General features: G+C 59.1%; 12 protein-coding genes. 8 read left to right on the forward strand and 4 right to left on the reverse strand.

Going from position 1 to position 14,748, the window contains the following annotated elements:
• The first annotated feature begins 75 nt into the window (after positions 1 to 75).
• Positions 76 to 498, forward strand: coding sequence for an RcnB family protein (locus AB7M33_RS08915; RefSeq protein WP_186679306.1), 423 nt, complete (start codon positions 76 to 78; stop codon positions 496 to 498).
• 69 nt (positions 499 to 567) lie between these two features.
• Here the strand turns inward: AB7M33_RS08915 and gyrB are convergent, their stop codons facing one another.
• Genes gyrB through dnaA form a run of 4 tightly spaced genes read right to left on the reverse strand, consistent with a single transcriptional unit; the run spans position 568 to position 6,785 of the window.
• Entirely contained in the window at positions 568 to 2,988 is a 2,421-nt protein-coding gene (gyrB, locus tag AB7M33_RS08920) for a DNA topoisomerase (ATP-hydrolyzing) subunit B (protein WP_454242732.1), read from the reverse strand.
• 4 nt (positions 2,989 to 2,992) lie between these two features.
• The gene (gene recF / locus AB7M33_RS08925) at positions 2,993 to 4,096 is read right to left on the reverse strand and encodes a DNA replication/repair protein RecF (protein WP_027592067.1); all 1,104 of its coding nucleotides are present in this window, start codon (positions 4,094 to 4,096) and stop codon (positions 2,993 to 2,995) included.
• A gap of 15 nt (positions 4,097 to 4,111) precedes the next feature.
• Positions 4,112 to 5,215, reverse strand: a complete 1,104-nt coding sequence (dnaN, locus tag AB7M33_RS08930) for a DNA polymerase III subunit beta (protein ID WP_085272137.1) — start codon at positions 5,213 to 5,215, stop codon at positions 4,112 to 4,114.
• A 40-nt stretch (positions 5,216 to 5,255) separates the two neighbouring features.
• Entirely contained in the window at positions 5,256 to 6,785 is a 1,530-nt protein-coding gene (dnaA, locus tag AB7M33_RS08935) for a chromosomal replication initiator protein DnaA (protein WP_027592069.1), read from the reverse strand.
• 596 nt (positions 6,786 to 7,381) lie between these two features.
• Here dnaA and rpmH point away from each other — a divergent pair.
• The 7 genes from rpmH (at position 7,382) to rsmG (ending at position 14,739) form a co-directional block, all read left to right on the forward strand.
• Entirely contained in the window at positions 7,382 to 7,516 is a 135-nt protein-coding gene (gene rpmH, locus AB7M33_RS08940; protein WP_003253163.1) for a 50S ribosomal protein L34, read from the forward strand.
• A 13-nt stretch (positions 7,517 to 7,529) separates the two neighbouring features.
• Positions 7,530 to 7,934, forward strand: coding sequence for a ribonuclease P protein component (rnpA, locus tag AB7M33_RS08945; RefSeq protein WP_077068714.1), 405 nt, complete (start codon positions 7,530 to 7,532; stop codon positions 7,932 to 7,934).
• Positions 7,927 to 8,172, forward strand: a complete 246-nt coding sequence (yidD, locus tag AB7M33_RS08950) for a membrane protein insertion efficiency factor YidD (RefSeq protein WP_075046823.1) — start codon at positions 7,927 to 7,929, stop codon at positions 8,170 to 8,172. The genes rnpA and yidD overlap by 8 nt, the downstream gene beginning before the upstream one ends.
• A gap of 2 nt (positions 8,173 to 8,174) precedes the next feature.
• Positions 8,175 to 9,857 (forward strand): membrane protein insertase YidC, encoded by a 1,683-nt coding sequence (yidC, locus tag AB7M33_RS08955; protein WP_027592071.1) that lies wholly within the window; start codon positions 8,175 to 8,177, stop codon positions 9,855 to 9,857.
• Between the two features lie 82 nt (positions 9,858 to 9,939).
• Positions 9,940 to 11,310, forward strand: coding sequence for a tRNA uridine-5-carboxymethylaminomethyl(34) synthesis GTPase MnmE (gene mnmE / locus AB7M33_RS08960; RefSeq protein WP_265967489.1), 1,371 nt, complete (start codon positions 9,940 to 9,942; stop codon positions 11,308 to 11,310).
• An 889-nt stretch (positions 11,311 to 12,199) separates the two neighbouring features.
• On the forward strand, positions 12,200 to 14,092 hold the full coding sequence (gene mnmG / locus AB7M33_RS08965) for a tRNA uridine-5-carboxymethylaminomethyl(34) synthesis enzyme MnmG (protein ID WP_454242733.1): 1,893 nt from the start codon (positions 12,200 to 12,202) through the stop codon (positions 14,090 to 14,092).
• Positions 14,089 to 14,739, forward strand: a complete 651-nt coding sequence (gene rsmG / locus AB7M33_RS08970; protein ID WP_099430842.1) for a 16S rRNA (guanine(527)-N(7))-methyltransferase RsmG — start codon at positions 14,089 to 14,091, stop codon at positions 14,737 to 14,739. The genes mnmG and rsmG overlap by 4 nt, the downstream gene beginning before the upstream one ends.
• Positions 14,740 to 14,748 lie beyond the last annotated feature (9 nt).

The following is a 14,748-nucleotide window of genomic DNA, read 5'->3' on the forward strand; positions in this document are numbered from 1 at the left end:
CGCTGTCTGATCCGTTAACCGCACCAGGCGAACAGAACTTGCGCCGGGCATTAACATGCAGAGGATCAGCAACACATGAAAAAAACCCTGACCGTGCTGTGCGCCGCGCTGATGTTCAGCGCGCCGCTGGCCAGCTTTGCTCAACCGGGCCCACCCCCGGGGCATGACAACGGCCCCTCCCATCAGGGCAACACACCGCATGGCAACGGCCAGCACGGCAAACAGCCGCAGGGTCGGCCGGGTAACGGCCATGCGCCAGCCCCTTACCAAAACCCGAACTTCCGTCCACAGCCGGGTATGCCGATACCCCATCAGCAATGGCAACGCGGGCATGCCGTTGACCCCCATTACCGCGGCGACCGCTACTGGGTAACCGACTGGCGTGCACGTCACCTCTATGCGCCACCGCGTGACCACCGTTGGTTGGCTGTGAATGGCGACTACGTGCTGGTGGCGATTGCCAGTGGGGTGATCGTGAACATTCTCAGCGGCTACTGACCCGCCGTATCGCACGCATAAAAAAGCCCGCTTTCGCGGGCTTTTTCATGTCGTTCAACCTACACCTGATCAGAAATCCAGGTTCGATACCGACAGCGCGTTGCTTTCGATGAACTCGCGGCGAGGTTCCACTGCGTCGCCCATCAAGGTGTTGAAGATCTGATCGGCAGCGATCGCGTCTTCGATGGTGACCTTGAGCATGCGGCGCACGGTTGGGTCCATGGTGGTTTCCCACAGCTGGTCCGGGTTCATCTCACCCAGCCCTTTGTATCGCTGGATGGTGTGGCGCTTGGTGCTTTCGTTCATCAGCCAGTCCAGGCCTTCCTTGAACTCGACGATTGCCTTGCGGCGCTCGCCACGCTGCACATAAGCACCTTCGCCCAGCAGGCTGGCCAGCTTGGCACCGATGTTGACCACGGTACGGTAGTCGTTGCTGCCGAAGAAATCGCGGTTGAAGGTGATGTAGCTGGCCAGCCCGTGCGAGGTGATTTCCACTTCCGGCAGCCAGACATTGCGCTCCTTGTCTTCGCGCAGGCTGGCTTGATACGCCAAGCCCGACTTCTGGGTGCTGCTCAGACGCTCCTGGAACTTGGCCAGCCAGGCCTGCATCACAGCGTGGTCGCCCAGTTGCTCCAGGGTAACTTCCGGCAGGTAGATGAAGTGCTCGGTCAGCTCCTGTGGGTACAGGCGCGACAAACGCTTGAGGGTCTTCATCACGCCACGGAACTCGTTCACCAGGCTTTCCAGCTGAACGCCGGAAACCGCTGGCGCCGACTCGTCCAGGTGCAGGCTGGCATCTTCCAGGGCCGATTGGGTCATGTACTCTTCCATGGCCTCGTCGTCCTTGATGTACTGCTCCTGCTTGCCTTTCTTCACCTTGTACAACGGTGGCTGGGCAATGTAGATGTAGCCACGCTCGACCAGCTCTGGCAGCTGACGGAAGAAGAAGGTCAGCAGCAGGGTACGGATGTGCGAACCGTCAACGTCAGCATCGGTCATGATGATGATGTTGTGATAGCGCAGTTTGTCGATGTTGTACTCTTCGCGACCGATACCACAGCCCAGTGCGGTGATCAGCGTACCGACCTCCTGGGACGAGATCATCTTGTCGAAGCGAGCCTTCTCGACGTTGAGGATCTTACCCTTCAACGGCAGGATCGCCTGAGTGCGACGGTTACGACCTTGCTTGGCCGAACCACCGGCGGAGTCACCCTCCACCAGGTACAGTTCGGAAAGGGCAGGGTCCTTTTCCTGGCAGTCAGCCAACTTGCCTGGCAAGCCCGCGATGTCCAGTGCACCTTTGCGGCGAGTCATTTCACGCGCCTTGCGCGCGGCTTCGCGGGCACGGGCGGCGTCGATCATCTTGCCGACAACAGCTTTGGCTTCGTTCGGGTTCTCGAGCAGGAAGTCCGAGAAGTACTTGTTCATCTCCTGTTCCACGGCGGTTTTCACCTCCGAGGAAACCAGCTTGTCTTTGGTCTGGGAGCTGAACTTAGGGTCAGGGACCTTGACCGAGATGATCGCGGTCAGGCCTTCACGGGCGTCGTCGCCCGTGGTCGCCACCTTGTTCTTCTTGGCCAGGCCTTCCTGCTCGATGTAGCTGTTCAGGCTGCGGGTCAGCGAAGAACGGAAACCCACCAAGTGAGTACCGCCATCGCGCTGCGGAATGTTGTTGGTGAAGCACAGCAGGTTTTCGTTGAAGCTGTCGTTCCACTGCAGGGCAACTTCAACACCCACACCATCGTCACGCTGGACGTTGAAGTGGAACACCTGGTTGTTCACCGGCGTCTTGTTGGTGTTCAGGTACTCGACGAACGCACGCAGGCCGCCTTCGTATTTGAAGAACTCTTCCTTACCGCTGCGTTCATCCTTGAGCAGAATGCCGACGCCCGAGTTGAGGAACGACAGTTCACGGATCCGCTTGGCCAGGATGTCCCAGCTGAAGTGGATGTTCTTGAACGTCTCAGCCGAAGGCTTGAAGTGGATGTGGGTACCGGTCGTTTCGCTGTCACCTACAATCGCCATCGGCGCTTGAGGGACACCATGAACGTAGGTTTGCTCCCAGATCTTGCCGCTGCGACGCACAGTCAGCACCAGCTTCTCGGACAGGGCGTTAACCACGGAAACACCCACACCGTGCAGGCCGCCCGAAACTTTGTACGAGTTGTCGTCGAACTTACCGCCGGCGTGCAGCACGGTCATGATGACCTCGGCTGCGGATACGCCTTCTTCTTTATGCACGTCAACCGGAATGCCGCGACCGTTGTCGCGCACGCTGATGGATTCATCCGTGTGGATGATGACGGTGATGTCATCGCAATGACCGGCGAGGGCTTCGTCGATCGAGTTGTCGACCACTTCGAAGACCATGTGGTGCAGGCCGCTACCATCATCGGTGTCGCCAATGTACATGCCGGGACGCTTGCGTACGGCATCCAAACCTTTCAGCACTTTAATGCTGGAGGAGTCGTACGTTTGATTTTCGCTCATGCCTTCACTCCCGATGGTCGTGGGTCTGGGTGATACGGCCCTGTTCCACGTGGAACAAAGCAACTGGCGTTTCCGTCTGCCAGCCTTCCCTCAGTAATTCGTGATCTACACAGGTGATGAACACCTGGCAGCGTAATTCTTCTAGCAAGCGGCACAATGCGCGGCGGTGTTGCTCGTCCAGTTCTGACGGCAAGTCATCCACGAGATAAATACAGTGACCGCGGCGAGCCTGGCTGACGAGGTGCCCTTGGGCAATGCGTAGCGCACACACCACAAGTTTCTGCTGCCCTCGCGACAGAATGTCGGCTGCGTTATTGGCAGCCAAACGAAGACGCAGATCAGCACGCTGCGGACCGGCCTGGGTGTGGCCCATTTGCTGGTCACGAAGAAGAGAGGAGGCGAGTACTTCGTTGAGTTCCCGGTCCTTGTCCCAGCCTCGGTAATAGCTCAGGGTCAACCCGTCAAGCTCGACCAGTTCGCTCAGGGTTCGCTCGAAGACGGGCTTCAAGGCCTTGATATAGTTGCGACGGTATTCATCTATTTCCGCGCTGGCCAGGCACAATTCCCGGTCCCAGGCGGCTTGCGAAGCTGGGTCAAGTGTACCATGCCGCAACCACGAGTTCCGCTGCCGGAGCGCCTTCTGCAGACGTTGCCAGGCAGGCAGAAAACGAGGTTCCACGTGGAACACTCCCCAATCCAGGAATTGGCGGCGAATTTTCGGGGCGCCTTCCAACAGCCTGAAACTGTCTGGGTTGATCAGCTGCAGCGGCAGCAACTCGGCCAACTGCGCCGCGCTTTTGGCATTCTGCCCGTCGATACGGATGGTGAAATCACCTTGCCGCTCACGAGATACGCCCAGGTTGCTGGTGCCCCCCGACGTCAACTCAACCTCGCCAAACACGGTGCAAGCTGGCTGCTCGTACTGGATGACCGGGTTCAGGCGCGTGCTGCGGAACGAGCGCGCCAGCCCCAGCAGGTGCACAGCTTCGAGCACACTGGTTTTGCCGCTGCCGTTAGCACCGTAGAGGATGTTGATGCGGGGGGAGGGTGAGAGGGTCACCGGGTGCAGGTTGCGCACCGCGGTGACCATGATACGTCGAAGGGACATTCAGTCTGCTACAGGTTACAGACGCATCGGCATGACAACGTAGGAAGAGTCATCATTGCCAGCCTCCTGCAGCAGCGCACTGCTGTTGGAGTCGGACAGAATCAGACGCACCTGCTCGGTCGTCATCACGCCCAGCACGTCCAGCAAGTAGCTGACGTTGAAGCCGATCTCCAGCGCGCTGCCGTTGTAGTCGACGCTGATCTCTTCTTCCGCTTCTTCCTGCTCAGGGTTGTTGGCCTGAATCTTCAGCTGGCCAGCGGCCAGTTGCAGGCGAATGCCGCGGTACTTTTCGTTGGACAGGATCGCGGTACGGCTGAATGCCTCACGCAGCGCCTGACGATCACCGATTACCAGCTTGTCGCCACCCTTAGGCAGAACACGCTCGTAGTCCGGGAATTTGCCATCCACCAGCTTGGAGGTGAAGGTGAACTCGCCGGTGGTTGCGCGAATATGGTGTTGCCCCAGGACGATGCTGACCATGCCTTCCGGATCAGTCAGCAGGCGCGCGAGCTCCAGGATACCTTTGCGCGGCACGATCACCTGGTGGCGATCATCCTGCTCGATGGGTGCGCTCATGGAGCACAGCGCCAGGCGGTGGCCATCGGTAGAGACGGCGCGCAGGGTGTTACGCGACACCTCCAGCAGCATGCCATTGAGGTAGTAGCGCACATCCTGCTGAGCCATGGCAAAGCTGGTGCGCTCGATCAGGCGGCGCAGCTTGCTCTGTTCCAGGTTGCAGGTCAGCGAGCCTGGGCCTTCTTCCACCGTCGGGAAGTCATTGGCGGGCAGGGTCGACAGGGTGAAGCGGCTGCGGCCGGCCTTGACCAACAGTTTTTGCTCGTCGACCTTGATATCGATCAGGACGTCGTTCGGCAGGCTTTTGCAGATGTCCATCAGCTTACGGGCCGGGACAGTGATTTCGCCAGGCTCGGCTGGCTCTTCCAGTTGCACGCGGCCTACCAGTTCGACTTCCAGGTCGGTACCGGTCAACGACAGCTGCTGGCCTTGCACAACCAGCAATACGTTAGACAGGACCGGCAAGGTCTGACGGCGCTCGACGACACCGGCGACCAGTTGCAGGGGTTTCAACAGGGCTTCGCGTTGAATGGTGAAATGCATGGTCTAGTCCCTTGCCTTCAATTAGCTGCGCAGACGGCCATCAGGTCGTCAGCGTCCGCAGCAGGTTCTTGTAGTCCTCGCGGATGTCCGCGTCGGATTCCTTCAATTCGTTGATTTTGCGGCAGGCGTGCAGCACGGTCGTGTGGTCGCGACCACCAAACATGTCGCCGATCTCCGGCAGACTGTGGTTGGTCAGCTCCTTCGACAGGGCCATGGCTACCTGGCGCGGGCGCGCGACAGAACGCGAGCGGCGCTTGGACAACAGATCGGAGATCTTGATCTTGTAGTACTCGGCCACTGTGCGCTGAATGTTATCCACACTGACCAGCTTGTCTTGCAGCGCCAGCAAGTCTTTGAGCGATTCGCGAATCAGTTCGATGGTGATGTCGCGGCCCATGAAGTGCGAGTGAGCGATCACCCGCTTCAGGGCACCTTCCAGTTCGCGGACGTTAGAGCGGATGCGCTGGGCAATAAAGAAGGCAGCGTCATGCGGCAGCTCGACTTTGGCCTGGTCGGCCTTCTTCATCAGAATCGCGACACGCGTTTCCAGCTCGGGAGGCTCTACCGCAACGGTGAGGCCCCAGCCGAAGCGGGATTTTAGACGTTCCTCCAGGCCTTCGATTTCCTTCGGGTAGCGGTCGGAGGTGAGGATCACCTGCTGGCCGCCCTCGAGCAGGGCGTTGAAGGTGTGGAAAAACTCTTCCTGGGAACGCTCTTTGCGGGCGAAGAACTGGATGTCGTCGATCAGCAACGCATCGACCGAGCGATAGAAGCGCTTGAATTCGTTGATGGCATTGAGCTGCAGCGCCTTGACCATGTCCGCGACGAAACGCTCCGAATGCAGGTAGACCACCTTGGCATTCGGATTTTTCTTCAGCAGGTGGTTACCCACAGCATGCATCAAGTGGGTTTTACCCAAGCCCACACCACCATAAAGGAAGAGCGGGTTGTAACCATGCTTCGGGTTGTCGGCGACCTGCCAGGCAGCGGCCCGCGCCAGCTGGTTCGACTTACCTTCGACGAAGGTGTCGAAGGTGAACGTGCGGTTCAGGTAACTGGTGTGCTTGAGGGCACCTTCAACCTGAACAGTGCGCTGTTCGGTGCGGGTGTTGGTAGCCGGTGCCGGCGCAGGCTCGGCCATGGCATCAAAGCTGTCACGCGACGAAGGCTCGGCAACCTCATTGACCTGCGCAGCTTCCACAGGCGCAGCGGCAGGCTCTACCGACATCGCAGCAGGCGCAGCTTTTTGTACCTGGGTCTGCGCCAACGAAGCGGCCACAGCGGCACTGACCGGCGCATTGGGCGCGGCCCGCGGCGCCGAGCTGCGACGGCTGCCTATTAATAAGGAAAGGGCAGGCGCAATGCCGCTGCCGTTCTCACCCAACAGCTCGAGCAGACGACCCAGGTACTTTTCATTGACCCAATCGAGAACGAAACGGTTAGGCGCATAGACGCGCAACTCGTCGCCTTCGGCTTCGACCTGTAGCGGACGGATCCAGGTGTTGAATTGCTGGGCAGGCAGTTCATCGCGCAGAAGCTCCACGCACTGCTGCCAAAGTTCCACTGACACGGATATCCCCTGAGTTTGAAAGCCGGATGAGGCAAAAACAAACCGCCATTGTACCGGTCGAGCGATCAGTTATCCACATGTGGATACGTTAGGAGCCATGACAAAACAGCCATTTATCGACCAAAAAGGCTTTATTGCGCTGTGCATAAGCTCTGTGGATAACCGCGCCTGAGGGCTATGCACAACCCTGGGTTGAGATCTGTGGATAATTCACCTGTGGATAATTAGCACTTTAATCCACAGCTTCTGCGCATGCGGAGCACAAGCGCAGCACCGGATACCGACAGGGTTTCAAAACTCTGTACAGCCCGCATTTTCTGGGCTGTAGAACGTTATCCACAGAAAGTTATCCACTTAAGATTTATAAGTTCTTTAAGAAAGCTTTTTAAATGTCTCTTCTTTTTTTTCATGTTATCCCCCGATGTGCGTTCACGCTAAGGCCGTGTCTGGGCAGCGTCTGATCGACCGAGCCCGTCACGCCTTCTATAAGGAATGACTGGTTGGAAATTGACCTATTGGCTTGCTTTCTCTAGAATCGCCGGTCTCTTAAAAAGGGGGCCATCCCGGCCGTCGTCGACAAACCCAGGTAACACGCCATGAAACGTACTTTCCAACCAAGCACCATCAAGCGCGCGCGCACTCACGGTTTCCGTGCTCGTATGGCTACCAAGAACGGCCGCGCTGTTCTGTCGCGTCGTCGTGCCAAAGGCCGTAAGCGTCTGGCCATTTGATTTTTCGGCACAGGTGGTGAGTCAGGACTTCAGTCGGGAAAAGCGACTGCTTACACCCCGACATTTCAAAGCGGTCTTCGACTCCCCAACCGGCAAGGTTCCAGGGAAAAACCTGCTGATCCTTGCTCGCGAGAACGGCCTCGATCATCCGCGCCTTGGCCTGGTGATCGGCAAGAAGAGCGTCAAGCTCGCCGTTCAACGCAATCGCCTCAAGCGCTTGATGCGCGATTCCTTTCGTCTGAACCAGCAGATACTCGCTGGCCTGGACATCGTGATCGTCGCGCGCAAGGGATTGGGTGAGGTAGAAAACCCGGAATTGCATCAACACTTTGGCAAGCTCTGGAAACGCCTGGCGCGCAGCCGGCCTTCTCCAGCGGTTAGCGCCGATTCCGCAGGGGTAGACAGCCAAGATGCGTAAACTGGCACTCGTTCCGATCCAGTTTTACCGTTATGCCATCAGTCCTCTGATGGCCAGTCACTGTCGTTTCTTCCCCAGCTGCTCCTGTTACGCTTACGAAGCCATCGAAAACCATGGCTTATGGCGTGGTGGGTGGCTGGCCGTTCGTCGCCTGGGGCGTTGTCATCCGTGGAACGACGGCGGTTTCGATCCCGTTCCACCCGCTCCTTCCTCCCGAACTTCTTCGATAGCCGAGTAATCATGGATATTAAACGCACGATCCTGATCGCCGCGCTGGCAGTCGTGTCCTACGTCATGGTCCTGAAGTGGAACGATGACTACGGCCAAGCTGCCCTGCCGACTCAGAATACTGCTGCCAGCACTGTTGCTCCGGGCTTGCCCGATGGCGTGCCGGCCGGTAACAACGGTGCCAGCGCCGATGTACCGAGCGCCAACGCCGAATCGAGCCCTGCCGAACTGGCACCGGTCGCACTCAGCAAGGATCTGGTCCGCGTCAAGACCGATGTTCTGGAACTGGCTATCGACCCGGTGGGTGGTGACATCGTCCAGCTGAACCTGCCGAAGTATCCACGCCGTCAGGACCACCCGAACATTCCGTTCCAGCTGTTCGACAACGGTGGCGAGCGTGTTTACCTGGCCCAGAGCGGCCTGACCGGCGCCAATGGCCCGGACGCCCGTTCCACGGGTCGCCCGCTGTACGCGGCTGAACAGCGCAACTACCAGCTGGCCGATGGCCAGGAACAACTGGTGGTGGACCTGAAGTTCAGCGACAACGGTGTGAACTACATCAAGCGCTTCAGCTTCAAGCGCGGTGAGTACGACCTGACCGTCAGCTACCTGATCGACAACCAGAGCAGCCAGGCTTGGAGCGGCAACATGTTTGCCCAGCTCAAGCGTGACGCCAGTGGCGATCCGTCTTCGAGCACGGCCACCGGCACCGCGACCTACCTGGGCGCCGCCCTGTGGACAGCTGCCGAGCCGTACAAGAAAGTGTCGATGAAAGACATCGACAAAGGTAGTTTGAAAGAAAATGTGTCCGGCGGCTGGGTCGCCTGGCTGCAGCACTACTTCGTCACTGCCTGGATCCCGGCCAAGTCGGACAACAACGTTGTCCAGACCCGCAAGGACAGCCAAGGCAACTACATCATCGGCTACACCGGCCCAGCCATCAGCGTTCCTGCTGGCGGCAAGGTCGAAACCAGCGCCATGCTGTACGCCGGTCCGAAGATCCAGTCCAAGCTCAAAGAGTTGTCCCCAGGCCTGGAACTGACCGTCGACTACGGCTTCCTGTGGTTCATTGCCCAGCCGATCTTCTGGCTGCTGCAACATATCCACAGCCTGCTGGGTAACTGGGGCTGGTCGATCATCGTCCTGACCATGCTGATCAAAGGCCTGTTCTTCCCGCTGTCGGCTGCCAGCTACCGCTCGATGGCGCGCATGCGTGCCGTGGCGCCGAAGCTTGCTGCGCTGAAGGAACGCTTCGGTGATGATCGCCAGAAGATGTCCCAGGCGATGATGGAGCTGTACAAGAAAGAGAAGATCAACCCGCTGGGTGGCTGCCTGCCGATCCTGGTTCAGATGCCGGTATTCCTGGCCCTGTACTGGGTACTGCTGGAAAGCGTAGAAATGCGCCAGGCCCCATGGATGCTGTGGATCACTGACCTGTCGATCAAGGATCCGTTCTTCATCCTGCCGATCATCATGGGCGCCACCATGTTCATTCAGCAGCGTCTGAACCCGACGCCGCCGGATCCGATGCAGGCCAAGGTAATGAAAATGATGCCAATCATCTTCACCTTCTTCTTCCTGTGGTTCCCGGCTGGCCTGGTGCTGTACTGGGTTGTGAACAACTGCCTGTCGATTTCGCAGCAGTGGTACATCACCCGCCGTATCGAAGCAGCGACCAAAAAAGCTGCTGCTTGACGGGCTGCTAGTCTGTGAATAAAAACGCCCCCTAGTGGGGCGTTTTTGCTATCTGTCGTTTTTGTCGTAGAGGCTTTCGAGCATGAACACTGTGCGTGAGACCATCGCTGCCATCGCTACCGCCCAAGGCCGCGGTGGCGTGGGCATTGTCCGCTTGTCTGGCCCTCTGGCGGCCAAGGCAGGCCAGCTCATCACCGGCCGCACCCTAACGCCTCGCCATGCGCATTACGGGCCCTTCCGTGATGACCAGGGGCTGGTCCTGGACGAAGGCATCGCGTTGTACTTCCCGGGGCCGAACTCGTTCACCGGTGAGGATGTGCTCGAGCTGCAGGGGCATGGTGGGCCGGTGGTCCTCGACATGCTGCTGCAACGCTGTGTACAACTTGGTTGCCGCCTGGCCCGGCCCGGTGAGTTCAGCGAGCGTGCGTTTCTCAACGACAAGCTCGACCTGGCGCAAGCCGAGGCGATCGCCGACCTTATCGAGGCCAGCTCCAGCCAGGCCGCGCGCAATGCCTTGCGTTCGCTACAAGGTGAGTTCTCCAAACGTGTGCACAGCCTTACCGAGGCGCTGATCGCCTTGCGGATCTATGTCGAAGCGGCGATCGACTTCCCGGAGGAGGAGATCGACTTCCTCGCCGATGGCCACGTGCTGTCGATGTTGGACGCGGTGCGTGGCGAGTTGTCCACAGTGCAACGCGAAGCCGGGCAGGGCGCTTTGCTGCGTGATGGCATGACCGTAGTGATTGCCGGCCGTCCGAATGCGGGTAAATCCAGCCTGCTGAATCGGCTGGCCGGCCGCGAAGCCGCCATCGTTACCGACATCGCCGGCACCACCCGCGACATCCTGCGTGAACATATCCACATCGACGGCATGCCGTTGCATGTGGTCGACACTGCAGGCCTGCGTGATACCGATGACCATGTGGAAAAGATCGGCGTAGAGCGGGCGCTCAAGGCCATTGGCGAAGCGGATCGTGTATTGCTGGTGGTGGATTCCACAGCCCCGGAAGCCGCAGACCCGTTCGCCCTCTGGCCTGAGTTCCTCGATCAGCGGCCAGACCCTGGCAAAGTCACCCTGATCCGCAACAAGGCTGACCTCAGTGGTGAGGCCGTGGGCCTGGAACAGTGTGACGACGGCCATGTGACCATCACCCTCAGCGCCAAGGACGACGACAGTGGCTTGCAGTTGCTGCGCGACCACCTCAAGGCCTGCATGGGTTATGAACAGACCGCCGAGAGCGGTTTCAGCGCCCGCCGGCGCCACCTTGATGCCCTGCGCCAGGCCAGCGATCACCTGGAGCATGGCCGCGCGCAATTGACCCTGGCGGGGGCCGGTGAGCTGCTGGCCGAGGACCTGCGACAGGCTCAGCAGGCCCTGGGAGAGATCACAGGGTCGTTCAGCTCGGATGACCTGTTGGGGCGCATCTTCTCCAGTTTCTGCATCGGTAAGTAATCCACAGGCCTTCAAAAGGCACTCGCAACACCAGGCCGCTCCTCCGGGAGCGGCTTTTTTTTGGGTGTTTGGCGGTGGAGTTTTTACGCCCTTGAGATCGAGCGCCGCCCGCGCGGCGCTTCGCAGCGCAAGGCTGCTCCTACATTTTTATCGGGCCAGTCAATCCTGAGACTGAGGCGCGCGGCCCCTTGGTGCCTAGCTCAATATCGTGTGGAACAAACAAGGCGGTCGCGCGCGCTGGGACAGGCGTTACTGGCCCGAAACCGATGTAGGAGCAGCCTTGTGCTGCGAAGCGCCGCGCGGGCGGCGCTCGATTTACGCCGTCCCTCATAACCCAAGACAAGCACCTGGCTGCCTTCACCCTATCTCGCGGCAAGCAATAGCACCTCTCACCCCAACTTGCTGAACAACCTTTTCGGCCCACCGGCCCGCTGGGACGGTCTGTGGATTGCCGAACGGCTGCGGTAATCCGGTTTTTTTCATCAACAGGTACAAAAAAGGCCCAGCTGTACCCTGTGGAAAACCCTCCATCAGCTCTCTTGATAACCCCCTCTTTTTCTTGAGGAAAAAACCACTTGTGCATAAGTAGCACTTTAATCCACAGGCTAAAGGACGTTATCCAGAGGCCTTATGGCACTTGGATAACAGGGTTTAATTTCTCTGTACACAGCGCCACATAAGGGATCTAGAACCTTATCCACAGAAAGGTGTGTGCATAAGAATAAACATAAAAACAAAGCTTTTTTAAATCTCTCTTCGTTGTTTTTGTTGTCTGCCACTCATCCACAGCCTGATCAAATTTTGCGCAAGCGGTTCCTTTGCAAGGGGGTAAGTCCCTATACTTGTCCGCTTACCTTCTCTATTCGCAAAAACAGGCACGAGGTGCGTGGTGGATTTCCCTTCCCGTTTTGAAGTGATCGTCATCGGCGGCGGCCATGCCGGTACCGAGGCTGCGCTTGCGTCTGCACGCATGGGTGTGAAAACCCTGCTGCTGACCCATAACGTGGAAACCCTCGGTCACATGAGCTGCAACCCCGCGATTGGCGGTATTGGCAAAAGCCATCTGGTCAAAGAGATCGATGCGCTCGGCGGTGCCATGGCATTGGCCACCGACAAGAGCGGCATCCAGTTCCGCGTTTTGAACAACCGCAAAGGCCCGGCCGTACGCGCCACCCGAGCACAAGCTGACCGCGCCATTTACAAGGCTGTGGTTCGCGAAATCCTGGAAAACCAGCCAAACCTGTGGATATTCCAGCAGTCCTGCGATGACCTGATCGTCGAACAGGACCAAGTCAAAGGCGTAGTGACCCAGATGGGCCTGCGCTTCTTCGCCGACTCCGTGGTGCTGACGACCGGGACCTTCCTCGGTGGCCTTATCCACATCGGTTTGCAAAACCATTCCGGCGGTCGCGCCGGCGATCCGCCTTCGATTGCCCTCGCGCACCGCATGCGTGAACTGCCGCTGCGCGTAGGCCGTTTGAAAACCGGTACCCCGCCGCGCATCGATGGCCGGTCGGTAGACTTCTCGGTCATGACCGAGCAACCGGGCGATACGCCGATCCCGGTCATGTCGTTCATGGGCAACGCGCAGATGCACCCGCGCCAGGTGAGCTGCTGGATTACCCACACCAACGGCCGCACCCACGAAATCATCGCGTCGAACCTCGACCGTTCGCCGATGTACTCGGGTGTGATCGAAGGTGTTGGCCCGCGCTACTGCCCATCGATCGAAGACAAGATCCACCGTTTTGCCGACAAGGAAAGCCACCAGGTATTCATCGAGCCGGAAGGCCTGAACACCCATGAGCTGTACCCCAACGGCATCTCGACGTCGCTGCCGTTCGACGTGCAGCTGGAGCTGGTGCGCTCGATTCGCGGCATGGAAAACGCCCACATCGTGCGCCCGGGCTACGCTATCGAGTACGACTACTTCGACCCGCGTGACCTGAAGTACAGCCTCGAGACCAAAGTCATCGGCGGCCTGTTCTTCGCTGGCCAGATCAACGGCACCACCGGTTACGAAGAAGCCGGTGCACAAGGCTTGTTGGCCGGTACCAACGCTGCGCTGCGTGCGCAAGGCCGCGAAAGCTGGTGCCCGCGGCGCGACGAGGCGTACATCGGCGTACTGGTCGACGACCTGATCACCCTGGGTACCCAGGAGCCGTACCGCATGTTCACCTCGCGTGCCGAGTACCGGCTGATCCTGCGCGAAGACAACGCCGACCTGCGCCTGACCGAAAAAGGCCGCGAACTGGGCCTGATCGATGACCAGCGTTGGGCCGCGTTCTGCGCCAAGCGTGATGGCATCGAGCGTGAGGAACAGCGCCTGAAGTCGACTTGGGTTCGCCCGAATACGCCGCAGGGCCAGGCAGTTGTGGATAAGTTCGGCACGCCGTTGAGCCACGAATACAGCCTGCTCAACCTGCTGGCGCGGCCGGAAATCGACTACGCCGGCCTGATCGAGGCCACCGGTGGTGATGAAATTGATCCACAGGTTGCCGAGCAGGTCGAGATCAAGACCAAGTACGCGGGCTACATCGACCGCCAGCAGGACGAAATCGCTCGGCTGCGCGCCAGCGAAGACACCCGTCTGCCTGTGGATATCGACTACACCACGATTTCTGGCCTGTCGAAGGAAATCCAGGGCAAGCTTGGCCAGACCCGTCCCGAGACGTTGGGCCAGGCTTCGCGTATTCCTGGTGTGACACCAGCGGCCATTTCGCTGCTGCTGATTCATCTGAAAAAACGCGGCGCAGGCCGCGAATTGGAGCAAAGCGCTTGAGTTCCCTGGTCACCCCGCAACACGCCGAAGAATTGTCCACAGGCGCGCGCCAGCTCGGCATCGAGCTGAGCGCGCAGCAGCACGAGATGCTGCTGGGCTACCTGGCCCTGTTGATCAAATGGAACAAGGCCTACAACCTGACTGCCGTGCGCGATCCAGACGAGATGGTTTCGCGGCATCTGCTCGACAGCCTCAGCGTCATGTCGTTTATCCACAGCGAGCGCGATAACTGGCTGGATGTCGGCAGTGGGGGTGGCATGCCAGGCATACCCTTGGCTATCCTGCACCCGCATAAGCAAGTGACGGTTCTGGACAGCAATGGCAAGAAGACCCGCTTCCTGACCCAAGTCAAAATGGAACTCAAGCTGGACAACCTGCAGGTTATCCACAGCCGGGTCGAGGAGTTCAAACCGGCGCAACCGTTCAGCGGAATCATCTCTCGTGCCTTCAGCAGCATGGAGAACTTCACCAACTGGACCCGCCATCTGGGCGACACCGGGACGCAATGGCTTGCAATGAAGGGGCTGCATCCTGCCGATGAACTGGTAGCATTGCCCGCAGACTTCACAGTGGAAAGCGAGCAGGCCCTGACCGTTCCGGGTTGCCAGGGCCAGCGCCATCTGCTGATACTGCGCCGCAAGGCATGACTGGGAACA

The sequence above is a fragment of the Pseudomonas sp. Y3 TE3536 genome, assembly GCF_053629175.1.